Origin of the sequence: Pseudoduganella umbonata, from assembly GCF_014192225.1 — a bacterium.
GTDB classification, from domain to species: Bacteria; Pseudomonadota; Gammaproteobacteria; order Burkholderiales; family Burkholderiaceae_D; genus Rugamonas; species Rugamonas umbonata.
In genome coordinates this window covers 62,292-84,622 of record NZ_JACHXS010000008.1, presented here as the reverse complement: position 1 = coordinate 84,622, position 22,331 = coordinate 62,292, and the positions used below count along the sequence as shown (strand labels likewise).

Below are 22,331 nucleotides of genomic sequence, written 5' to 3'. Positions count from 1 at the left end.
GACCGATACTCATCCACGATGAGGCAGGGCATGTAAAGACTGGCTGGGCTCATCTGTCTGGAGATACTCAATGTCTTTTCGTCCCCTCCGTATCATTCGTGTCGTAGTCCTGGCCTGTGCCTCCGCATTTGCGCTGCCCAGTCATGCCGACTGGGCGCAGTCCACCTTGCTGGACGCCGTGCAACCGGCGCCTACGTCGTTTGCACTGCAGGCGCAGAATCCTCCCAGCTTTACGTGGTCGCGCCATCCCAAGGCGACCGCGACCACCGTTTACACGATCGAGATCCGCAAGGGTGCGGGCACGCCGGTCCGCTATACCTCGACGCGCAACTGGTTCCTGCCGGCGGCCAAGCTCGAGGACGGTACTTATTACTGGCGCGTGGTGGCCAGCAATTCTCCTACCGAGTGGTCCTCCGAGCGCAGCTTCGTGATCAACCCGAACTCATCGCTGTTCGAAGTGCCGGACAACGCGGTGCTGCGCACACGCGCTACCTCGCGTGCTCGTCCACGCATGCTGCCGGTAAGCTTCCAGCCTTACAGCCAATGGAACGCCGCGCGCATCGCCGAACGCGGTGCGTCGGTGAAAGCCCTGACCAATGACGTGGTCGGCCACATTCCGATCCTGGAACCGGTGTCCGACTCCCTGTGGCCGCTGACGGCTTCCAGCAGCAACACTACCGCGTTCGTATCGCAGCAGTCGCAGATCCGTAACCGGCTCAACAATACTACGCACCAGCTCGAAGCTGCTTCGCTGCTGTACAAGCTGGTACCGAACCAGACGTATCTGAACGAGGCGATCAAGCGCGGCGACGAACTGGCCGCATTGAACCCGAGCGGCCCGACCAGCTTCATCAACCAGGATCAGGGAACGCGAATCATCGCACTGTCGCTGGCGAAGGCGATCGACCTGCTCGACGGCAAGCTTGATAGTGCCCGCCGCGCGCGCTGGGTCGAAGTCGTGCGCTTGCGCGGCATCGACATGCACGGCGACCTGGCCGGCAATAACGGCCGCCTGGACCAGTTCCCGTACGATTCCCATGGCGGCAACAACCTCGGCTTCCTGGCGCTGGTTGCCTCGCTGATGCTGAACGAGTTCCCGGAAGCGCGCGAATGGTTCGATTTCTCGACCCGTGCGTATATCCATTCGGTGTTTGCATGGAGCGGTCCGGAAGGCGGCTATTCGCAGGGTACCGCGTATGCCGTGGTCGTGGCCGACGGCGCGCTGAAGATCTGGGATCCGCTGACCGAGCTGATCGGTGTGAACCTGTATGAGAAGCCTTGGGCGAAGGGGTTGGCGAAGTATTACGCGCAGTTCCTGCCGCCAGGCCAGCCGGTGCACGTGTTTGGCGACGGCCATGAGGACAAGCCCTACCTGCCGATCCTGAAGGCTTTCGTGTCGCGTGTCGCAACGTCGGAATCGCGCTGGTACTTCAACAATATCGGTGGGACCGAAGATGCGCTGACGCTGCTGCTCGCACCGTCGCCGCTGCCGGTCACCCGCTCGCCTTACGCGAACGCGCCCTACAATGGCGGCGTGTACCCGAGCATCGGTTTTGCCGCCATCCATAGCGATCTGTGGAATCCGGTACGCACGTCGCTGTACTTCAAGTCCAGCCCGTACGGCGCATATAACCACTCGCATGCGGATCAGAACTCCATCGTCCTGATGCGCAATAACAAGACCCTGCTGATGGAGACCGGCTGGTATGACTACTATGGTTCGCCACTGTGGTCGACCTGGTACCGCGAGACCAAGGCACACAACGGGATCACGTTCGATGGCGGTGTGGGCCAGCCTACCAGCGGCAACGTGCTGAACCTGCGGCGCAAGGGCAAGATCACCGCGTTCTCGACCACTGCATCGCTCGACTATGTCGAAGGCGACGCAACCGCTGCGTATGACGGCCAACTGCTCGGCGCGATTCGCAAGGTATGGTACCTGCGCGGCAAGGACCAGATTGTCGTGCTCGACAAGCTGACTTCGGCCGTCGCCCGCAAGTTCGAGTGGAATTTCCACGCACCGGTGGCGATCACCAGGAATGCCGACGGTACCTCCACCATCGTCAACGGTACCGAGAAGCTGTGCATCCAGCCGCTGACTTCGGGCACGACGTTCGAGACCCGCTCCGGCGCTGCGCCGAAGGCGGGTACTTACGAGGCGCATGCTGCCTACACCCGGCCGTCGGCCACGAAGGCGGAGTTCCTGATGCTGCTCGACGTTGGCTGCAAGAAGCCGCCGGCTTACCTGACGACGACCAGCACGGGCCGTACGCTGACCATCGGAGGCCAGGCGATCACGCTGCCGCAATAAGCCTTTTCCGGCACGCACGAAAGCGATTGCTTTTTGACTAAGCAATCGCTTTTGTTATAATTAGCTCAATAAAATTAAGGATGAGCTAGTTTCAATGACGCGTATCAAAGCATCCAGGCCACTGCAGGCAACCGGCATCATTCCTGCGATCTCCCTGTCGTGCATCGAAGCATCCCTTCCTTTCCCGCGGCCTTCATTCGTCGGCATCATGCCATGAGCGACCACCCGTACTCGGGTGCCAATACCAGGCGCAACATCGTTGCTTTCCTGATCGGTAAAGTTCCCACTGCAATCCTCACCGCGACCATCCTCGGCATGCTGGCGCGCTACCTCACCGCCGACGAGTTCGGCCGGTACGTGGTTTGCATGGCAATGCTCGAGGTGACGCTTGGCTTCAGCACCCTCGGCCTCGACTGGATCATCCTGCGCTACGCCCCGGTCTACCGGTTGCATTCCACCCGTGCCCGGTTGCTGGGACTTATCGCCAGGGTGGCGGTAGTGCGCGTGCTGGTACTGGTGCCCGTCGGTGCCGTGCTGATCGCGCTGCCCAAATTCTTCCCGGCCGGCATGGGCAAGCTGCCGGTCGACCTGGTCTGGTATTTCGCCGGCCTGCTGGTGGCCGAGGGGGCCTTGCGCATCGTGCGCGACAATGCGCTGGAGGCGTTGTCTCTCCAGGCGCGCCTGCAATTCATCATGATCGCCAAGTCGCTGTTGCTGATTGCCGCGCTTGCCTACATGGGCGCAAACGGCGCGGGCACGGCCCAGATGATGCTGATCGCCGAGACCGCGGCAGCGTGCATCTGTTTCATCCTGTCGCTGGTATTCATGCTGGCTGGCCTGAAGTCGATGGGCAAGCCGGACCCGGACTGGGTTCCGCCAGGGATGCGCCAGATGCGGCAGGTAGCAATGCTCAACTACGGTACCGGCATTATCGAGTACCTGTTCTCGACATCGTTCCTGATGCTGGTGCTGGGCCGTTTCCTGCCACCGGCGACGGTGGCGGGGGCAGGGTTCGTCGTGCGGCTGATCGAGATCATCCGGAATTACCTGCCGGGCATGCTGGTGTTTTCGCTGGTGCGCTCGCGGATGATCGGCAGCTATGCGCGCGACCGCAATTTCGATGACCTGCGCATGTGGGCGCGCTTCCTCTTCAAGGTCAGTCTGCTGACCTTATTGCCGGTCTGTGGTATCGCGGCACTGTATGGGCGGGAGCTGCTGGAGGTCGCCAGCGCGCACCGCTATGGCGATTACGGGGTACTGTTCGCGGTCCTGACATTCTGGCTGGCGCTGCGCCTGCATCGGCTTATCCTGGCGGTCGTCTTCAATGCCGCCGACATGATGGCCCTGTGGGCCAAGGCCTGCGCACTGTCGCTGCTGGTCATTCCGCCGCTGTTGCTGATCGGACCGACCCGCCTTGGTGTGTGGTTCGTTCCCGCGGTCCTCATCAGCGGGGAAGTGGTGGCGAACCTGCTGGCCCTGCGCACGATCCGCGGCGCCGGGCGGGAATGGGAGACCGGTTGGGACTGGATCGCCCGCTCCATGCTTGCGCTCGGCTGCGGCATCGCTGCCGCGGCATTCCTGCCGCATGCGGGCCTGCACTGGATGGTTGCCGGCATGATTCTGCTGACGCTTGTCTATTGCATCGGTACGCTGGCCCTGCGCGTTATCGACCGGACCGACCGGCAACTCATCAATCGCAGCAGCGGCCGTACGCTGTTCAAGGGCGTTTGACAACTGGAGAGCATGTTGAGAATTTTGGCGATTTACCCCGGCCTGAACCCCCTTTTCGATGAGGTGGTGTATGCACTGCTGCCCCTGGTCGAGAGCGGTAACGCCGTGCGTGTGCTGACCACGCGTGGTTCGGGCCTGAAAAGCAGTGAAGAGGCAGGTGATTACGAGAACTTTCATGGGGTGGAAATATGCCGCGTATTCCACGCGGCGGGCCAGGATCTGTTCCATGGCGGCCCGGCCGATGCCGAGGCCCTGAAGCTCGCGGATGAGTTCCGGCCGGAGTTTCTCTTTGTTAACTCGACAAATTGCCTGCGCCTGGCCAATCTGATCCGTCAAAAACATGACGTGCCGGTGCTCCTGCGTCTCGAATCGTCCGATCCGCTGACGCTGATCCCGCGCCGCAAGTATCTCGGCGTGCCCTGGCTCGGGCGCGAAGTGGTCGGCCGTAAATTGTGGAGCAGCCTGTCCGGCAGGACCGATGCCATCATGGTCAACGACCCGAACGATGTGCCGCTGCTGGCCAGCCTGAGCAGGCGAGGCCCGCCGGTGTACTATGCCGGCCACTGCGCGCAGCAGCCGGCGGGCCTGGAGCTGCCGGCCGAACGCGACCGGGACGAGATGATCTATATCGGTTCGCTGATCCGTCACAAGAATTGCCAGCTCTGGCTGAAGACGATACCGGCCATTCTGGAGCATACGCCGGTCAAGCGTTTCACGATCATCGGCCGCGGCCCGTTCGAGCACATCGTGAAGGAATTGATTGCGCGTTACGGCGACCGCATCCAGCATCTGCCGGGTGTCACCCGCATGGAAGCGCTGCGCCGGCTGGGATCGGCCTACTTTGCCTATACCGCATCGACAACCGGCTGGGGCTTCCTGTGCGACGCATGGTCGACCTCGACCCCTGTGCTGTGTCCGCAATCGCGTTTCAACATCGTTCCCAGTTGGTCGGGCATGATGCCCCAGACCCAGAAGGCGCTGATCTCGACGGTCCGGCGGCTGTACGAGGATCCCGAGTATTACGCCACCATGCAGGAAGGCGGCCGGCTCCGCTACGAATCCGAACACACCGCCAGTGTCGTGGCCAAGCAATATGCGCAGATCATCCGGGAGACCGTCGCTGCGCGTGCCTGAGGTTCCGGGCAGGATAGGCGGCGCCCGGCGGTGAAGGGCGCCGCTGGCATCGCGTAAGGAGCGGTGGTCAGCGCTATAGGCCGCGGGCGGGGATGGGGCAGTTCGCCCCGTTCGGGAAATTCCAGGCAAGCGGGGCTTGCCTGCGGCGCATGCGCGCGCGCCGGTCAGGCGGCCGGACGGCGCATGATGAAGCGATGCTTGCTGTTGGCCAGGGTAATGAACGGCTGGTTGCAGACGAACTGCACTTCTTCGAAAGACATGGCCTGCGCGATGCGCTCGCGATAAGGCGCGGCCAGCGCCGCGAGTTCTGCGTCGCTCAGCTGGTCGCCATGCAGGTTGACATTCAGCGTGCGCTCGTCGAATACCACCTGGAAGCGCTGGATGCGCGCATCCTCGCGGAACAGGTGCGAGAAGAATTCCGAGTGAACGGCATGGCCGCGCTGGTCCACCACCACATCGTTCTGCCGGCCGATCACTTCGGCGATCAGCGGCAGCCCGCGGCCGCAACGGCATGGCTTGTCGGCCATGCGGACCAGGTCGCCGGTATCATGGCGCGGCAGGTACATCGCCCGGTTGGTCAGGTCGGTCGAGATCAGGCGATTGCCGTCGACGATTTCGGCATGGCAGCGCGTGGACAGCAGATGGAACCCTTCCCGGTGTTCGCATTCGAACGCGGACACGCCGGCGTCGTTACAGCCGTATTGGCTGTAGCACGGCACGCCGAAAGCCTGCTCGATGTCCTTGCGCATGGCCGGCGTAAGCGTCTCGGCGGTGCAGATAATGCCGCGCAAACGATGTTTCGGGCGGGTATTGCTTGCATTGAGGTGGCAGGCGAATCGGTGGATCGCCGACGCATATCCGTACAGGAGGCGGAAGCCCTGCTGTTCGATGGCGGCGGCATAGCCGGACATGGTTTGCGCCGACAGGTTGAACGCCGAGAGCACCTGTACATTCAACAGCTTGTAATACACGCGCTGCTTGAAGCCGTCGCCGGCCAGTGCCGAGCCGCTCAGGAAGGCCACCGGTTCGCCGAGCTTGTAGCCGGCTACTTCCCACGACAGCAGCAAGCCTGCCCACAGGTAGGACTGTGTTTCCGTTGATGTATAGTAGACAAGCGGCGAACCGGTCGAGCCGCTCGTTTTCTTGCGAATGACCTTGCCCTTGTACGATGGGTTGCGCAGCTCTTCGCGGTGGGCATTGATGAATGCCTTGTCGGTGAGGGGCAGGTCCGTGAATGCCGGGATGTCGCGGAACATCGGAATGTTCGCGCGCAATTCATCGAAATAGCGTGCCAGGTCTGCCTTGCCTTGCGTGGCAAGCTTTTCCGGGCTGTCATACTGCCGCTGGCGCAATTGCGCCAGCAGCTCCAGCGTCCTCGTCCCGCGCATCAGGTCGATCAGGCGGAACTTCAGGGTCGCCAGCGGCGACTGCGTGTCGGTCCGGGAAGGCAGGGTGGCGGAAGGTACGGTCATGTCGAAGCGAATCTCAAGAGATGGGTATGGGATGCAATGATACCTTAATTGCAATAGTGCGCAGGCCCGCCGGATGCCGTTTTACTGTTCGGTCGGGTGCCAGCGCTGCCAAAAATATTGTATAATCGTTATGATGTGTATTCAATAGTCTCGTCTTCAGGGAGTGCGGCAGACCGTCCCGGCGACGCGAGCGCGGTCATGCACCTCCGTGATCGAGCTGCAGGAATCGGATGGATGAGAGAACTATGGTAAAAGCGGCAAAAGTAATCATGATGGGTACCAGTCCGGAAGCGAAAGGTGGGATCGCTACGGTGGTAGCCGTATTGCAGCGTGCCGGGTTCTTCGAGCTGAACGATGCGCGCTATATCGTCACCCATGCGCAGGTTTCCGGCGTGCGCAAACTCGGCGTTGCCATCGGCGCCGTCGTGCAGCTGGTCAAAGGCTGTTCCGGGGCGCAGCGCCCATGCGTACACGTGCACGCGGCCTCGGGTGTCAGCTTTTACCGCAAGTCGGTGCTGCTCGCGCTGGCGCGTGCGTTCGGTTGCAAGACGGTATTCCACCTGCACGGCGCGGAGTTCAACAAGTTCGCCACCGTCGGGTCGGGTCCGCTGGCACGCCGGTGGATACACCACACACTGCACAAGAGCTCGGCGGTGGTCACACTGTCGGAAAGCTGGGCCGGCTTCCTGCACGAATTCGCGCCGGGCGCCAATGTGCGCGTGATTCCGAATTCGGTGCACCTGCCGGCCGTGACCGGGCGCCAGCCGGAACGGGCCAACATCCTGTTCCTCGGCCGCGCGGGGCAGCGCAAGGGCACGTTCGATCTGCTGCAGGCCGTCAAGATCCTGTCGGCGACGATTCCTGAAGTTCGTCTCGTGATCGGTGGCGACGGCGACCTGGCCGCGGTAGCCCGCGCCGTCGAAGAGCTCGGTATCGGCAAGCATGTCGAGATCGCAGGCTGGATCGGCGCGGAAGAGAAGGCCCGCCGTGTCGAGAAAGCCACCTTGTTCTGCTTGCCATCCTATGATGAAGGCTTGCCGATGGCGATGCTGGAAGCAATGGCTGCCGGTCTTCCTGTCGTTGTCACGCCCGTTGGCGGTATCCCGGAAGCGATCACCAACGGCGACAACGGCATGCTGGTCCCTCCCGGACAGCCGGTGGCGCTGGCCGCCGCGCTGGCCGAGGTGATTCGAAACGACGACTTGCGCGCCCGTCTCGGCGAACGGGCGCGTCACACTATCGAGACCAGGTTCGGCACGGCCGTGGTGCTCGACAAGCTGGGTCGTCTCTATCGTGACCTTGGGTGCTCGTAAGCCCCGGGTCTGCATTTTTTAAAATTTAATGAAAGTGATTCAATCATGACAATCGCGGTACTCGGCCTGGGATACGTCGGCCTGCCCCTCGTTGTGGAATTCGGCAAACTCGGCCGTACCATTGGTTTCGACATTGCCGCCGCCAAGGTGGCGGCATGTCAGCGCGGCGTCGACCCGTCGCGTGAGTTGTCCGACGAACAGATGGCCGCATCGGTTCATGCGGAATATACCTCCGACCCGGCCGTGCTGGCCGAAGCGGACATCATCATCGTCGCCGTGCCGACCCCGGTCGATAACGCCCACACCCCTGACTTCGGTCCGCTGATCGGCGCCAGCCGCACGATCGGCCCGCACCTGAAGAAGGGCGCCATCGTCGTCTATGAATCCACCGTGTATCCAGGTGCCACCGAGGAAGTCTGCATCCCGGTGCTGGAACAGGCTTCCGGCAAGCGCTGGAAGGTCGACTTCAACGTCGGCTATTCGCCGGAGCGCATCAATCCGGGCGACAAGGAACATACGCTGACGACGATCCTGAAAGTGGTTTCCGGCGATACGCCGGAGACGCTCGAAAAGGTCGCCGCGATGTACGAGTCGATCGTCAAGCCCGGCGTGCACCGGTGCTCGAGCATCAAGGCCGCCGAAGCCTGCAAGGTCATCGAGAACACGCAGCGCGACCTGAATATCGCCTTGATGAACGAACTGGCGATCATCTTCGAAAAAATCGGCATCGATACCACCGAAGTGTTGCGCGCTGCCGGTACCAAATGGAATTTCCTGAACTTCCGTCCGGGCCTGGTCGGCGGCCACTGCATCGGCGTCGATCCTTACTACCTGACCTACAAAGCGGAGATGCTGGGTTACCACCCTCAGGTGATCCTGGCCGGCCGCCGCATCAATGACGGCATGGGTAAGTACATCGCCGAGCAGACCATCAAGCAGATGATCGCCAGCGGCAGCTACATCAAGGGCGCGCGCGTAAACGTGCTGGGGCTGACGTTCAAGGAAGATTGCGCGGACCTGCGCAACTCGAAGGTTGGCGACGTCATCAACGAACTGAAGAGTTTCGGCGTCGAAGTGTTCGTACATGATCCGCACGCCGATCCTGACGAGGCGATGCACGAATACGGCGTGCGCCTGCTCGGCTGGAACGAACTGCCGCGCGCGGATGCCATCGTTGCCGCCGTGGCGCACCGCGAACTGAAGGCGCTCACGGCCGAAGACCTGTGCAAGAAACTGGTCAAGGGTGGCTGCTTCATGGACGTGAAATCCGGCTACGACAAAGCCGAACTGGAGCAGGCCGGCCTGCAAGTCTGGCGCCTGTAAATCGCCCGCCCGGCCGCAGCGCGATGCAACGCAATGCAATGCGTCGCCGTGGCTGCTCGGAGGCCCTTGTCGGGCACGCGGCGCCGACGGCCTGGGTTAGGCCCCTTGGCGCCGCGAGCGAGAACACCGCGCCAGGCCCTGACGGGTTTTTCAACTGCAATTAGCGTAAAGGACACAACAATGCTTTCACAGGAGAACCTAGCGTGAAGACCGTTTACCTGGTGGCCGGGGCGCGCCCGAACTTCATGAAAATCGCGCCGATCGTGCGTGCAATGGCCGGTCATCCACGGCTGGCCTATCGCATCATCCACACGGGGCAGCACTACGACCGCGAGATGAACGACGTGTTCTTCGAAGAGCTCGGCATCCCGGCGCCAGACGTGTTCATGGGAGCCGGTGGCGGCAGTCATGCCGACCAGACCGCCAAGATCATGCTGGGCTTCGAGAAGCTGTGTCTGGAGCAGCGTCCCGACGCGGTGCTGGTGGTGGGGGATGTGAACTCCACGCTGGCTTGCTCGATCGTTGCGAAGAAGCTCAACATTCCAGTGGCGCACGTGGAAGCCGGCTTGCGCAGCGGCGACATGACGATGCCCGAGGAAATCAACCGCCTGGTTACCGACAGCATCAGCGACTGGTTCTTCGCCACCGAGCCGAGCGCTGTCGAACACCTGCGGCGTGAAGGCAAGGCCGAGTCAAGCGTGCACTATGTCGGCCATGTGATGGTGGATAATGTGCTGTACCAGGCCGGCAAGCTGGCCCAGGGCGGCTTCGAAAGCCAGTCGCTGAAGCGCGAACTGGCCGGCCGGCGTTACGGCGTCGTTACGCTGCACCGCCCGAGCAATGTCGACGATCCGGCGATGATGGCGCAAATCGGTTCGGCACTGACCGAGATCGCACGCGAACTGCCGCTGGTCTTCCCGGTGCACCCGCGCACCCGCGGGAATCTGGAGCGGTTCGGCATCGACCTGGGACCGAATGTATCGCTGGTGGGTCCACAGGCCTACATGGCGTTCCTCGATTTGTGGAAGGATGCGGCTGTCGTGCTGACCGACAGTGGCGGCCTGCAGGAAGAAACCACGGCGCTGGGCGTGCCGTGCATTACGATCCGCGAGAATACCGAGCGACCGGTAACAGTCGAAGAGGGCACCAATGTGCTGGTCGGTACCGATCCGGTGCGTATCGTCGACGAGGCGCGCAAGGTATTGCGTGGCGACGGCAAGCAGGGTAAAGCCGCATCTGTGGGATGGCCAGGCTGCGCAGCGTATCGTTGCCGTGCTTGATCAGGCCCTGATTTGAGCAAAGGGCAGCCAGCAGGGCTGCCTTTTTTTTCGCAAAGGATGAAGTGTGAAGATACTCGTTACTGGTGGCATGGGGTACATCGGTTCGCATACCGTCGTCGAGCTGGCAAGTGCCGGCCACGAAGTGGTCGTGCTGGATAACCTCGCCAACGCCAACCGCGCCGTGCAGGATCGCGTGCAGCGCATCACCGGCAAGGCATTTGAATTCATCGAGGCGGACATCCGCGACCGTGCGGCGCTCGAACGCGTCTTTGCGTCCCGGCAGTTCGATTCGGTGATTCACTTCGCGGGCCTGAAGGCCGTCGGCGAATCGGTGGCGCAACCGCTGCGCTACTACGACAACAACGTGTCCGGCAGCGTGGCGTTGCTGGAGACGATGGCAAAGTTCGACGTCAAGTCGATCGTCTTCAGTTCGTCGGCAACCGTGTACGGCGATCCGGCTACGGTGCCGATCACCGAGGATTTCCCGCTCTCGGCGACCAATCCTTACGGCCGAAGCAAGCTGATGATCGAAGAGATCCTGCGCGATCTCCACAAATCCGATAACAGCTGGCGCATCGCCTTGCTGCGCTATTTCAATCCGGTGGGGGCGCATGAAAGCGGCCTGATCGGCGAAGAGCCGAGCGGCATCCCCAACAACCTGATGCCTTACGTGGCACAGGTAGCCGAAGGCAAGCGCGAATCGCTGTCCGTATTCGGCAGCGATTATCCGACGCCTGACGGCACCGGCGTGCGCGATTACATCCACGTGGTCGACCTGGCGATCGGCCACGTCAAGACGCTGGACAAGCTGGCGACAGGGCCTGGCGTCTATACCTACAATCTAGGGACCGGCCGCGGCAACAGCGTGCTCGAGATGGTGCGCGCGTTCGAAGCTGCGAGCGGCCGGCAAGTTCCTTACAAGATCGTCGATCGACGACCCGGAGATATCGCCGCCTGCTATGCGGATACGGCGAAGGCTGAGCGCGAGCTCGGCTGGAAAGCACAGTTCGACATTGCCCGCATGTGTATCGACACATGGCGTTGGCAATCCTCATCGCGATAATTTCCCAGGGGGTCTTCACATGAAAGCAATGATACTCGCGGCCGGCAAAGGCACGCGCGTGCGGCCATTGACGTACGAACTTCCAAAGCCAATGATTCCGATCCTTGGCAAGCCCGTGATGGCATACCTGGTCGAGCATCTCGCCCGGTACGGCGTGACCGAGATCATGGTCAACGTCAGCTATCTGCACGAAAAGATCGAGGAGTACTTCGGCGAAGGGCACCAGTTCGGCGTGCAGATCGGTTATTCGTTCGAAGGATATACCAACGACGACGGCGAAGTGGTACCCGAGCCGCTCGGCTCTGCTGGCGGCATCAAGAAAATCCAGGAATTCGGCGGCTTCTTCGACGAGACCACGATCGTCCTGTGCGGCGATGCGCTGATCGACCTCGATCTGAAATCGGCGCTGTTCGAGCACCGCCGCAAGGGCGCGCTGGCCACCGTCATCACGCGCGAAGTGCCGTGGGATAAGGTGTCCAGCTATGGCGTCGTGGTCAGCGACGAAGATGGCCGCATTCGCGAGTTCCAGGAAAAACCGGATCCGGCGAATGCCAAATCGAATTGCGCGAGTACCGGCATCTATATCTTCGAACCCGAAGTGATCGACCTGATTCCGTCGGATCGTCCGTTCGACATCGGCTCCGAACTGTTCCCGCTGCTGGCCGAAAAAGGCCTGCCGTTCTATAACCAGACGCGCAAGTTCAACTGGATCGACATCGGCAGCGTCAAGGATTACTGGGAAGTCCTGCAGGGTGTCTTGCTGGGCGAAGTCGCCAACATGGCCGTACCCGGCATCCAGGTCGACGAAGGCCTGTGGGTTGGCCTGAACACCAGCATCGACTGGAGCGGTGGCACCAAGATCGAAGGGCCGGTCTATATCGGCTCCGGCGTCAAGGTCGATGCCGGTGCGTGCATCGTCGGTCCGACCTGGATCGGCCACGGCAGCCATATCTGTGCGGGTTCAACCGTACGCCGCAGCGTGCTGTTCGAATACACGCGTGTGTTACCGGATGTTACGCTGGACGAATTGATTGTCTTTAAAGACTATAGTGTCGACCGCGCTGGCGAAATGAAACACGTTTCGCAGTACGAATCCGATGAATGGGCCAATGCACGCGACCGTCGTGCGGCCCGTCGCCGGGAAGGCGAACAAGAAGTCACTCCTTTGGAACAGAAGAAAGCATGAAGATATATCCCGTCATCCTGTCCGGCGGCGCCGGCACCCGCCTGTGGCCACTGTCCCGGGCGGCACTGCCGAAGCAATTGTTGCCTGTGGTTGCCGACAAGACGATGTTGCAGGACACGGCATTGCGCCTGAACGGACGCCCCGAACTGCTGCAGCCGCTGATTGTTTGCGGCAATGAGCACCGTTTTCTCGTCGCAGAACAACTGCGCGAGATAAACGTCAAGCCGCTCGGCATCCTGCTCGAGCCGGAAGGTCGCAACACGGCGCCGGCAATCGCCGCCGCCGCCCATTACCTGAAGGCGATCGATGCCGAAGCGGTGATGCTGGTCCTGCCGGCCGACCATGTCATCAGCGACACGGAAGCGTTCTACGCTGCGATCTTGCGCGCCGCGGCACTGGTCGAGCATGGCGCACTGGCCACGTTCGGCATCGTGCCAACGGCACCGGAGACGGGATATGGCTACATCAAGAGTGGTGAACCGCTGCCGGTGGGCGACAACTGCCTGAAGGTCGATCGCTTCGTCGAGAAGCCGGATCGCGCCACTGCGGAAGAGTTTGTTAAAGCCGGCAATTATTTCTGGAACAGCGGCATGTTCCTGTTCCGGGCCGACGACTACCTGAAAGAGCTGCAGCAGTTCCAGCCGGCGATCGCCAGCGCCACCGCCGAAGCGGTGGCGAAAGGCTACCGCGACCTGGACTTCTGCCGGCTGGACGAGGAAGCGTTCGCCGCCAGCCCATCCGATTCGATCGACTACGCGGTGATGGAACATACGCGCCACGCGGTCGTTGTTCCAGCCGCGATCGGCTGGAACGATGTCGGTTCCTGGTCGGCACTGTGGGAAGTGCAGCAGCGCGACGCCAACGGCAATGCCTGCCGTGGCGACGTCTACCTTGATGGCGTGAAGAACTCTCTGGTACGTGCGGAAAACCGCTGCGTGGCGGTGATCGGCATCGAGAACGTCGTGATCGTGGAAACCAACGATGCCGTGCTGGTCGCCCATAAGGACCAGGTGCAGCGTGTCAAGCAGGTAGTCGACCACCTGAAATGCCAGGATCGTACGGAACACCTCCACCATACGAAGGTCTACCGTCCGTGGGGCTGCTACGAGGGTATCGATATCGGCGACCGCTTCCAGGTCAAGCGCATCACGGTCAATCCTGGTGGCAAACTGTCGTTGCAGATGCACCATCATCGCGCCGAGCACTGGATCGTGGTATCGGGTACGGCCCGGGTCACGTGCGGCGACAAGGTCGAACTGCTCACGGAAAACGAGTCCACGTATATCCCGATCGGCATGAACCACCGCCTGGAAAACCCCGGGAAACTTCCGCTGCACCTGATCGAGGTGCAATCCGGAAGCTACCTGGGAGAGGATGATATCGTGCGCTTCGAGGATGTGTACCAGAGAACCTGATCACTTCGCATGGAGACGTTCGGTTGGCGGTAGCCGATGCCGGCCCGCCAGGTCTCCGCGCTATAATGAAAACGGAAGCCTAGGCTTCCGTTTTTTTTCACCTTGACGCTTGTACGTTGTCTGCACTGGTGTGTACGCGGATGTTTGCATTGATGCTTATTTGATGCTTGTTCGATGCGTACTTGATGATTACCGAGTGCTTATTTGCTGTTTATCCCGAGTTCATCTCTGCTCGCAAGGAGTCCGGTCATTTTGCGCATAGCCTTTTTCTTGCCAGCCTTGATGGCTGCTGCCACCGCCCACGCGGCGCCGGCGCTTCAGCCAGCGCAACTCGCAGTCGTCATCAACGACGACGAGCCCAATAGCGTCGAGCTCGGCGAGTATTACCGTACCGCCCGCGGTATTCCCGATGCGAACATCGTGCATGTTCGTATTCCTGGCAAGCCCCGCTCGTTGAACGCGGAACAATTCGCGCAGCTCAAGGCGGAAATCGACGGAAAACTGACTGCGGAAGTGCAAGCCGTACTGATGGTATGGACGGCACCGTATGCCGTCGGGTGCAACGGCATCACGGCCGCCTACGCGCTCGGCTACGACGAGCAGCAATGTGTCAAGACGTGTGCGCCCGGCAAGCCCAGCCCGTATTTCAATGCTTCCGTCATGCCGCGCCAGGTGCAGCAGGGCATGCGGCTGGCGATGTTGCTGCCCACCGACTCCGTTGAGGAAGGGAAGGCACTCATCGACCGCGGCAAGGCAAGCGGATTCCGGGTATCGAACGCAGGGGCCTACTATCTCGTTACCAGCGAAAAGCCGCGCAACAGCCGCGCGCAGTTCTTTCCGAAGTCCGGCACGATCCCGCAACGCAAGTTGACGATTCATACGCTGCAGGCCGATGCACTGGAAGGCAAGCGCGACATCATGATCTACCAGACGGGCAAGGCGCGTGTACCGAAACTCGACACGCTCCAGTTCCTGCCCGGCGCCCTGGCCGACCACTTGACCTCCGTCGGCGGCGACCTGCTGGGAGAAGGGCAGATGAGCAGCCTGCAGTGGCTGCAGGCCGGGGCGACGGCAAGCTATGGCACTGTGAGCGAGCCGTGCAATTTCTGGCAGAAATTCCCCAATCCCGCCGTGCTGCTGCGCCACTATGCCAATGGCAGTACGGCGATCGAAGCCTATTGGCGCAGCGTGGCGTGGCCGGCGCAGGGCGTTTTCATCGGCGAGCCGCTGGCTGCGCCGTATCGCCGGTAAGCATGAATCATCGGCATCGCAACGCACCGTGACTAGTCGCAGATGCCAGTAACGGATACCCGAAACAGGTATCCGTTACTGGCATCGCGGCGCATTGCCGGCAAAAGCGCCGGGCACCGCCGAACGCTATTGTGGGGCGCCTATGACGGGCGCCCGCCTGTTCACCGCACGCAGAGGCGCAGTGCTTCGCGCCAGTCGGGCAGGCGCACGAAGCGCTCCTGCAGGCGGCTGGTATCGAGCACCGAATACTGCGGCCGCGGGGCCGGCAGCGGATACTGGTCGGTGGTGATCGGCACCAGCCTGCAATCGATGCCGGTCTCCTCCAGGATGGCTTGGGTGAAGCCGAACCACGTGGTGCGGCCCTCGCTGGCGAGGTGATACAGGCCGCTGTTCCGTTCCCACCAGGGTTGGCCGCCGGCACGCGCCTGTGCCAGGATCAGCGCCGTCGTGTCGGCGATGGTGCGGCTCCACGTGGGTGCCCCATGCTGGTCGTCGACGATGCGCAGTTCGTCGCGTTCCTTTGCCAGGCGCATCATCGTCAGCAGGAAATTCTTGCCGCGCATCCCGTACACCCAGCTGGTGCGCAAGATCAGGTGCGGCACGCCCGAGGCGGCGATGGCCTGTTCGCCGGCCAGCTTGCTGGCGCCATACACGTTCAGCGGGCCCACGGTATCGGTCTCCACGCGCGCGCCGGGCGAGCGCCCGTCGAACACGTAATCGGTCGAGTAATGAACGAGCGCCGCACCCAGCGCCTTCGCTTCGGCCGCCATGGCGGCTGGCGCCTCGGCATTGATCCGATGCGCCAGTTCCGGTTCGCTTTCGGCCTTGTCCACCGCCGTGTAAGCGGCCGGATTGACGATCAGTTGCGGCCGCACGGAGCGGATCACGTCGCGCACCTGGTCCAGGTTCGACAAGTCCATGCGGCCACGGTCGACCGCGATCACTTCGCCCAGCCCCTGCAGGCTGCGTTCGAGTTCGTGGCCGACCTGGCCGGTACTGCCGGTGAGTAGGATTTTCATGCGGAGATTCTCATTCGAACACGTCCGCTTCAGCCAGCGGCAGGCCTTTCTGGTCCTTGGCCGACAGCAGCGGTGTGCCTTCGACCGGCCATTCGACGCCGACGGCCGGGTCGTTCCACAGCAGCGAGCGTTCGTACGCCGGCGCATAATAGTCGGTTGTCTTGTACAGGAATTCGGCGAACTCGCTGGTGACGGTGAAGCCGTGTGCGAAACCCGGCGGTATCCAGAACTGCCGCTTGTTCTCCGCGGACAGCTCCAGGCCATACCACTGGCCGAATGTGGACGAGCTCTTGCGCAGATCGACGGCCACGTCGAACACGCTGCCGGCCGTCACGCGCACCAGCTTGCCCTGCGCCTGCTGGATCTGGTAGTGCAGGCCGCGCAGCACGCCGCGCGCCGAGCGCGAATGGTTATCCTGGACGAAAGGCAGCTGCACGCCGGTCAGCTCGGCAAAGCGCTGGGCATTGAAACTCTCGTAGAAAAAGCCGCGCTCATCGCCGAACACGGTCGGTTCGATGATCAGCAGGCCGTCGATCGGGGTAGGAATGACGTTCATCGTGGAATCACTTTATCTTGCAGGATCTGCAGCAGGTATTGGCCATAGCCGTTTTTCTTCAACGGTTCTGCGAGGCGGAGCAACTGTTCGGCATCGATATAGCCCTTGCGGTAGGCGATTTCCTCCGGGCAGGCGACCTTCAGTCCTTGCCGTTTTTCGATCGTGGCGATGAACTGGGAAGCGTCGAGCAGTGAATCGTGGGTGCCCGTGTCCAGCCACGCCATGCCGCGGCCCATCAGTTCCACACGCAGGTGGCCCTGTTCCAGGTACACCTTGTTCACGTCGGTGATTTCCAGTTCGCCGCGGGCCGATGGCTTGATCGATGCGGCGATATCGCACACCCGGTTGTCATAGAAGTACAGGCCCGTCACCGCATAATTCGATTTTGGCGCCGCCGGCTTTTCCTCGATGCTGACCGCGCGCCGCTCGCCGTCGAATTCAACGACGCCGTAGCGCTCGGGATCGTGCACGTGATAGGCGAACACGGTGGCCCCGTCTGGCTGGCCGGCAGCACTGCGCAGCAGCGCGTCGAGATCGTTGCCGTAGTAGATGTTATCGCCCAGGATCAGCGCCGACGGCGCATCGCCGACGAATTCGCGGCCGATGATGAACGCCTGCGCCAGGCCATCCGGCGAGGGCTGCACCGCGTAAGACAGTTGCAGGCCCCACTGGCTGCCATCGCCCAGCAGGTCGCGGAAACGCGGTGTATCCTGCGGCGTCGAGATGATCAGGATCTCGCGCATGCCTGCCAGCATCAGCGTGGTCAACGGATGGTAGATCATCGGCTTGTCGTAGATCGGCAGCAGCTGCTTCGACACGCTGGTGGTCACCGGATACAGGCGGGTACCGGAACCGCCGGCCAGGATGATGCCCTTGCGCTGTTTGATGGTATCGATGCTCATGCTGCGCTGCTCCCTTCCGCTTCGCGGTTGAAGTAATTGGTTTCGACCCACTTGGCATAAGCGCCGGACTGCACGTCGGCCACCCAGTCGGGGTGATCCAGGTACCACTGCACGGTCTTGCGGATGCCGGTCTCGAACGTCTCGGCCGGGCGCCAGCCCAGCTCGCGCTCGAGCTTGCGCGCATCGATCGCATAGCGGCGGTCATGGCCCGGGCGGTCCTTCACGTAGGCGATCTGCGTGCGGTAGCTGGCACCGTCGGCCTTCGGCTTCAGGCTGTCGAGGATGTCGCACAGCGTGTGCACCACGTCCAGGTTGGCCTTCTCGTTCCAGCCGCCCACGTTGTACACCTCGCCCAGCCGGCCGTCGGCCAGCACGCGGCGGATCGCCGCGCAGTGGTCGGACACGTACAGCCAGTCGCGGATCTGCTGGCCGTCGCCATACACCGGCAGCGCCTTGCCGGCCTGCGCGTTGGCGATCATCAGCGGGATCAGCTTTTCCGGGAAATGGTAAGGGCCGTAATTGTTCGAGCAGTTCGTCGTCAGCGTCGGGAAGCCGTAGGTGTGGTGGTACGAACGCACCAGGTGGTCCGAGGCGGCCTTCGAGGCAGAGTACGGGCTGTTCGGCGCATACGCGGTGGTCTCGGTGAACGGCGCATCGTCCGGCCCCAGCGTGCCATATACCTCGTCGGTGGAAACGTGCAGGAAGCGGAACGCGCCTTTTTCCGCTTCGGGCAGGCCGCTCCAGTACGCGCGCGCCGCTTCGAGCAGCGCGAAGGTGCCATTGATGTTGGTGTTGATGAATTCCGCCGGGCCATGGATCGACCGGTCGACGTGGCTTTCGGCCGCGAAGTGCACGATCGCGCGCGGCTGGTGCTCGCGCAGCAGCGCCAGCACCTGTTCGCCGTCGCAGATGTCGCCGCGCACGAATACATGGCGCGCATCGTCCTTCAGCGCGGCCAGGTTGTTCAGGTTGCCGGCATAGGTCAGCTTGTCGAAGTTGAGCACGGGCTCGTCCGATTGCGCGAGCCAGTCCAGCACGAAGTTCGAGCCGATGAACCCGGCCCCGCCTGTCACGAAAATCATTGAATATCCTGTGCAAAGAATTAGTAGGGTTGCAACCGGCATTGTAATCGAACTTCGCTCAGATTCCTTGCAAAAAATGTAATGATTCCTGGTGGAACTGCTTTGTTTTTTTTGAAAACTTACTTCCGCCAGTAGAGTGCCGGCGCCGAATTCCATGCATCGGCATCGTCCCACTATCCATTAGTCCGAACGGACTACCGAAGTGTCATTAAGAAGTCATATCGTTTAGTTAATATGCAATTGGCAATATTCGATTCACTTTTTCAATATCGCAGGGATAACATGACACCACACGCTCCGACTCCGGGACGCAAGACCGCGCTGGCCACGGCCCTGGCCGCCGCATTGGCCGCGTCGCTGACGGGCTTTGCCGCGCCGGCACTCGCCGCATCCGACGTCGTCATCAGCCAGGTCTATGGCGGCGGCGGCAATAGCGGCGCCACGCTGAGATCCGACTTCATCGAACTGTTCAACCGGAGCGACGCGGCGGTCACGCTGACGAACTGGAGCGTGCAATACGCGAGCGCCACCGGCAGCAGCTGGCAGGTAACGCCGCTGCCGGCGATCACGATCGAGCCCGGCAAGTACTACCTGGTGCAGCAGGCTACCGGCAACGGCGGCAGTGTCTCCCTGGACCCGGACACGACCGGTGCGATCGCGATGAGCGGCAGTGGCGGCAAGGTGGCCCTGGTCAGCGCCATCGCCCCGCTGGCCGGCGCAGCGCCGAGCGGGGGCGCCCTGGTCGACCTGGTAGGCTGGGGAAGCGCCGGCCACTTCGAAGGCAGCGCGCCGGCGGGCGGCACCGCCAATGCCACCGCCGTCCTGCGCAGCGAAGCCGGCTGCATCGACACGGATAACAACAGCGCCGACTTTGCCGTGGCCGCGCCGACCCCGCGCAATGCGGCCGCGCCGGCGCATTCGTGCAACGTACCGGTCGTCAAGCCGATCGTGCTGCGCTGCCCGGCCAGCCTGGGCATCGCGCAGGGCTACGCCGGCGCCGCGTCACTCGCTGCCAGCGATGCCGACAGCATCGTCAACGCGGCGTCGATCACTTCCGCCGCAGTGCCCGGCATCAGCCTCGGCTTCACGCCCGCTACTGCCGAGGGAGGCAGCGCAGCCGGTCGCATCGACGTGGCAGCCGACGTTCCGCTGGGCGATTTCCCGGTCACGATCCGCTTCGCCAACGACGAGGCGCAGGACGCCAGCTGCACGGTCAACGTTTCCGTGCGCCCGCTTGCGCCGATCACGCGCACCATTCCGCAGATCCAGGGCAGTGGCGCCACCAGCCAGTACGCCAACAGCGTGCAGACGACCGAAGGCATCGTCACGGCAAAAGTGGCAGGCGGCTTCTTCCTGCAGGATGCCAACGGCGACGGCGATCCAGCCACGTCCGATGGCCTGTATGTGTTCAACGCGGCCGCCGCCGAAGGCGTCACCGTAGGCCAGCGTGTGCGCATCACCGGCAAGATCACCGAATACACGCCGGGCGGCGCAAACCGCTCTTACACGGAGATGACCGACGTGACGTTCGCGCCGGTGCTGTCGACCGGCCACGGCGTGGTACCCGCCAATATCGCGCTGCCGAACGAGCGCCTGGACCAGGTCGAGGGCATGCTGGTGCGCTTCACGACTCCGTTGACCATCTCGCAGACCGATTACCTGGGCACGCGCGGCGAATTGTCGCTGTCGTCCGGTCGCCTGGAAATCCCGACGAACCGCTACGCACCGCGCAGCGCCGAGGCGGCCGCACTGGCTGCGGCCAATGCCGCCAACCTGATCGTGCTCGACGACGGCATCTTCACGACACCGGCGACCGTCCCATACATCGGCGAAGGCCGCACCGTGCGCGCAGGCGACCTGGTGCATGACCTGACCGGTGTCGTCGACTACGGCGCACTGGGTGCGGGCGGCGCCGGCTTCAAGCTGCAGCCGACCGTGGTGCCGGCCATCACTCGGGATAATCCGCGCGAGGGTGCCCCCGCACTGCCGGCCGGGAACGTGAAGGTGGCCAGCGCCAACGTGCTGAACTTCTTCACCACGTTTACCGACGGCACCACGGCCGCCGGGCAATCCAGCCAGGGTTGCACGGTGGGTTCGACGACCAGCCGGAGCAACTGCCGCGGCGCCGACAACCTCGCCGAGTACGTGCGCCAGCGCGACAAGATCGTCAACCAGTTGAAAGCTGTCGATGCCGACGTCGTCGGCCTGATGGAGATCCAGAACAATGGCGACACTGCCGTTGGCCAGCTGGTGGACAGCCTGAATGCGGCCTACGGTGCGCCGGTGTACGCGGTGGTGCCGAAGCCGGCCGCCACCGGCACCGATGCGATCCGCGTGGCGATGATCTACAAGCCGGCGGCCGTCACGCTGGTTGGTGGCGCACTGTCCGATGCCAATAGCGTCAACAACCGGCCCCCGATGGCGCAGGCATTCCGCGCCGCCAATGGCGAAAAATTCTCCGTGGTCGTCAACCACCTGAAGTCGAAAGGCAGTTGCCCGTCCGGCCCGGGCCCGGAGGCCGATAACGGCGATGGCCAGAGCTGCTGGAATGCCACCCGTATCGCGCAGGCGCAGCGCCTGGTCGATTCGTTCGTGCCGCAAGTGCAGGCCGCTGCCGGCGACGACGACGTGCTGCTGATCGGCGACATGAATTCGTACGGGATGGAGGATCCGATCGCCACGATCACGGCCAAAGGGTACGTGAACCAGCTGGAACGTTTCGTGCGCCCGACCGGCACGCCGTACTCGTATGTGTTCGGCCACCAGGCCGGTTACCTCGATCATGCGCTGGCCAGCGCCTCGCTCAGCCCGCAAGTGGTCGGCGCCGCCGAATGGCATGCCAATGCCGACGAGCCGGAAGTGATCGACTACAACACCAACGGCAAGCCGCAGGACCTGTACGATGCGCAGCCGTACCGCGCGTCCGACCATGATCCGTTGGTCGTCAGCCTGGCGCTGGCGCCGGCCTACCGCGATGTCACGGCCAGCGTGCAAGTCAACGCTACCGGCCTGGGCTTCAACCGCCTCACGCAACTGTTCACCGGTTCGGTCACGCTGGTAAACCGCTCCGGCGCCACATTGGCCGGCCCGCTGGCACTGCAGTTCGACGGCTTGCCCGCCGGCGTCACAGTCGTCAACGCGACCGGTACACATGATGGCGCGCCATACATCCGCATTGGTGGCAGCCTGGCACCGGGTGCTTCCGTGACGGTGCCGCTGACCCTGCGCAACCCGGCCAAGGTCAATGCCACGTACACGGCAAAAATCTACAGCGGTAACTTCTAAGGAAAACA

General features: G+C 62.6%; 16 protein-coding genes. 11 read left to right on the top strand and 5 right to left on the bottom strand.

What is annotated here, in order from left to right; all coding sequences use genetic code 11:
* Window positions 1–70: 70 nt before the first annotated feature.
* From FHS02_RS20005 to FHS02_RS19995, 3 genes are all read left to right on the top strand, one after another.
* On the top strand, window positions 71–2,311 hold the full coding sequence (locus FHS02_RS20005) for a heparinase II/III domain-containing protein (RefSeq protein WP_137316651.1): 2,241 nt from the start codon (window positions 71–73) through the stop codon (window positions 2,309–2,311).
* Window positions 2,312–2,524: 213 nt separating this feature from the next.
* Window positions 2,525–4,042, top strand: a complete 1,518-nt coding sequence (locus FHS02_RS20000; RefSeq protein WP_137316652.1) for an MATE family efflux transporter — start codon at window positions 2,525–2,527, stop codon at window positions 4,040–4,042.
* Window positions 4,043–4,054: 12 nt separating this feature from the next.
* A complete protein-coding gene (locus FHS02_RS19995) occupies window positions 4,055–5,176 on the top strand; it encodes a glycosyltransferase family protein (protein ID WP_137316653.1) in 1,122 nt (373 codons plus the stop codon).
* 164 nt (window positions 5,177–5,340) lie between these two features.
* On the opposite strand, the gene FHS02_RS19990 is transcribed toward FHS02_RS19995, so the two are convergent.
* Window positions 5,341–6,648, bottom strand: coding sequence for a phenylacetate--CoA ligase family protein (locus tag FHS02_RS19990; RefSeq protein WP_137316654.1), 1,308 nt, complete (start codon window positions 6,646–6,648; stop codon window positions 5,341–5,343).
* Between the two features lie 269 nt (window positions 6,649–6,917).
* On the opposite strand from FHS02_RS19990, the gene FHS02_RS19985 reads away from it, so the two are divergent.
* The 7 genes from FHS02_RS19985 (at window position 6,918) to FHS02_RS19955 (ending at window position 15,479) form a co-directional block, all read left to right on the top strand.
* Window positions 6,918–7,961 (top strand): glycosyltransferase family 4 protein, encoded by a 1,044-nt coding sequence (locus FHS02_RS19985; protein WP_175424930.1) that lies wholly within the window; start codon window positions 6,918–6,920, stop codon window positions 7,959–7,961.
* 42 nt (window positions 7,962–8,003) lie between these two features.
* Complete coding sequence (locus FHS02_RS19980) at window positions 8,004–9,284, top strand: nucleotide sugar dehydrogenase (RefSeq protein WP_137316656.1); 1,281 nt, start codon at window positions 8,004–8,006, stop codon at window positions 9,282–9,284.
* Window positions 9,285–9,487: 203 nt separating this feature from the next.
* Window positions 9,488–10,564 carry a non-hydrolyzing UDP-N-acetylglucosamine 2-epimerase gene (gene wecB, locus FHS02_RS19975; protein WP_307722176.1) on the top strand — a complete coding sequence of 359 codons (1,077 nt, stop codon included), beginning with the start codon at window positions 9,488–9,490 and terminating at the stop codon, window positions 10,562–10,564.
* Between the two features lie 64 nt (window positions 10,565–10,628).
* Window positions 10,629–11,627 (top strand): UDP-glucose 4-epimerase GalE, encoded by a 999-nt coding sequence (galE, locus tag FHS02_RS19970; RefSeq protein ID WP_137316657.1) that lies wholly within the window; start codon window positions 10,629–10,631, stop codon window positions 11,625–11,627.
* Between the two features lie 19 nt (window positions 11,628–11,646).
* On the top strand, window positions 11,647–12,813 hold the full coding sequence (locus tag FHS02_RS19965; RefSeq protein ID WP_137317734.1) for a nucleotidyltransferase family protein: 1,167 nt from the start codon (window positions 11,647–11,649) through the stop codon (window positions 12,811–12,813).
* Window positions 12,810–14,228, top strand: coding sequence for a mannose-1-phosphate guanylyltransferase/mannose-6-phosphate isomerase (locus tag FHS02_RS19960; protein WP_137316658.1), 1,419 nt, complete (start codon window positions 12,810–12,812; stop codon window positions 14,226–14,228). The genes FHS02_RS19965 and FHS02_RS19960 overlap by 4 nt, the downstream gene beginning before the upstream one ends.
* 204 nt (window positions 14,229–14,432) lie before the next feature.
* Window positions 14,433–15,479 carry a TIGR03790 family protein gene (locus FHS02_RS19955; RefSeq protein ID WP_307722177.1) on the top strand — a complete coding sequence of 349 codons (1,047 nt, stop codon included), beginning with the start codon at window positions 14,433–14,435 and terminating at the stop codon, window positions 15,477–15,479.
* Between the two features lie 161 nt (window positions 15,480–15,640).
* On the opposite strand, the gene rfbD is transcribed toward FHS02_RS19955, so the two are convergent.
* The 4 genes from rfbD to rfbB are packed head-to-tail and all read right to left on the bottom strand — an operon-like array spanning window position 15,641 to window position 19,038.
* Window positions 15,641–16,498, bottom strand: coding sequence for a dTDP-4-dehydrorhamnose reductase (rfbD, locus tag FHS02_RS19950; RefSeq protein WP_137316659.1), 858 nt, complete (start codon window positions 16,496–16,498; stop codon window positions 15,641–15,643).
* Between the two features lie 10 nt (window positions 16,499–16,508).
* Window positions 16,509–17,054, bottom strand: coding sequence for a dTDP-4-dehydrorhamnose 3,5-epimerase (gene rfbC / locus FHS02_RS19945; protein WP_137316660.1), 546 nt, complete (start codon window positions 17,052–17,054; stop codon window positions 16,509–16,511).
* Window positions 17,051–17,956: a glucose-1-phosphate thymidylyltransferase RfbA gene (gene rfbA, locus FHS02_RS19940; protein ID WP_137316661.1), complete on the bottom strand. Its 906-nt coding sequence runs from the start codon at window positions 17,954–17,956 to the stop codon at window positions 17,051–17,053. Before rfbA ends, rfbC begins: the two co-directional genes overlap by 4 nt.
* Window positions 17,953–19,038, bottom strand: a complete 1,086-nt coding sequence (rfbB, locus tag FHS02_RS19935) for a dTDP-glucose 4,6-dehydratase (protein ID WP_137316662.1) — start codon at window positions 19,036–19,038, stop codon at window positions 17,953–17,955. The genes rfbA and rfbB overlap by 4 nt, the downstream gene beginning before the upstream one ends.
* Before the next feature lie 282 nt (window positions 19,039–19,320).
* On the opposite strand from rfbB, the gene FHS02_RS19930 reads away from it, so the two are divergent.
* Window positions 19,321–22,323, top strand: coding sequence for an ExeM/NucH family extracellular endonuclease (locus FHS02_RS19930; RefSeq protein WP_137316663.1), 3,003 nt, complete (start codon window positions 19,321–19,323; stop codon window positions 22,321–22,323).
* The last annotated feature ends 8 nt before the right edge of the window (window positions 22,324–22,331 follow it).

Excerpts from the sequence above, each read along its gene's own strand:
- FHS02_RS20005 (WP_137316651.1), top strand. The coding sequence starts at position 71 with ATGTCTTTTCGTCCCCTCCGTATCATTCGTGTCGTAGTCCTGGCCTGT.
- FHS02_RS20000 (WP_137316652.1), top strand. The coding sequence starts at position 2,525 with ATGAGCGACCACCCGTACTCGGGTGCCAATACCAGGCGCAACATCGTT.
- FHS02_RS19995 (WP_137316653.1), top strand. The coding sequence starts at position 4,055 with ATGTTGAGAATTTTGGCGATTTACCCCGGCCTGAACCCCCTTTTCGAT.
- FHS02_RS19990 (WP_137316654.1), bottom strand. The coding sequence starts at position 6,648 with ATGACCGTACCTTCCGCCACCCTGCCTTCCCGGACCGACACGCAGTCG.
- FHS02_RS19985 (WP_175424930.1), top strand. The coding sequence starts at position 6,918 with ATGATGGGTACCAGTCCGGAAGCGAAAGGTGGGATCGCTACGGTGGTA.
- FHS02_RS19965 (WP_137317734.1), top strand. The coding sequence starts at position 11,647 with ATGAAAGCAATGATACTCGCGGCCGGCAAAGGCACGCGCGTGCGGCCA.
- FHS02_RS19960 (WP_137316658.1), top strand. The coding sequence starts at position 12,810 with ATGAAGATATATCCCGTCATCCTGTCCGGCGGCGCCGGCACCCGCCTG.
- rfbD (WP_137316659.1), bottom strand. The coding sequence starts at position 16,498 with ATGAAAATCCTACTCACCGGCAGTACCGGCCAGGTCGGCCACGAACTC.
- rfbC (WP_137316660.1), bottom strand. The coding sequence starts at position 17,054 with ATGAACGTCATTCCTACCCCGATCGACGGCCTGCTGATCATCGAACCG.
- rfbA (WP_137316661.1), bottom strand. The coding sequence starts at position 17,956 with ATGAGCATCGATACCATCAAACAGCGCAAGGGCATCATCCTGGCCGGC.
- rfbB (WP_137316662.1), bottom strand. The coding sequence starts at position 19,038 with ATGATTTTCGTGACAGGCGGGGCCGGGTTCATCGGCTCGAACTTCGTG.
- FHS02_RS19930 (WP_137316663.1), top strand. The coding sequence starts at position 19,321 with ATGACACCACACGCTCCGACTCCGGGACGCAAGACCGCGCTGGCCACG.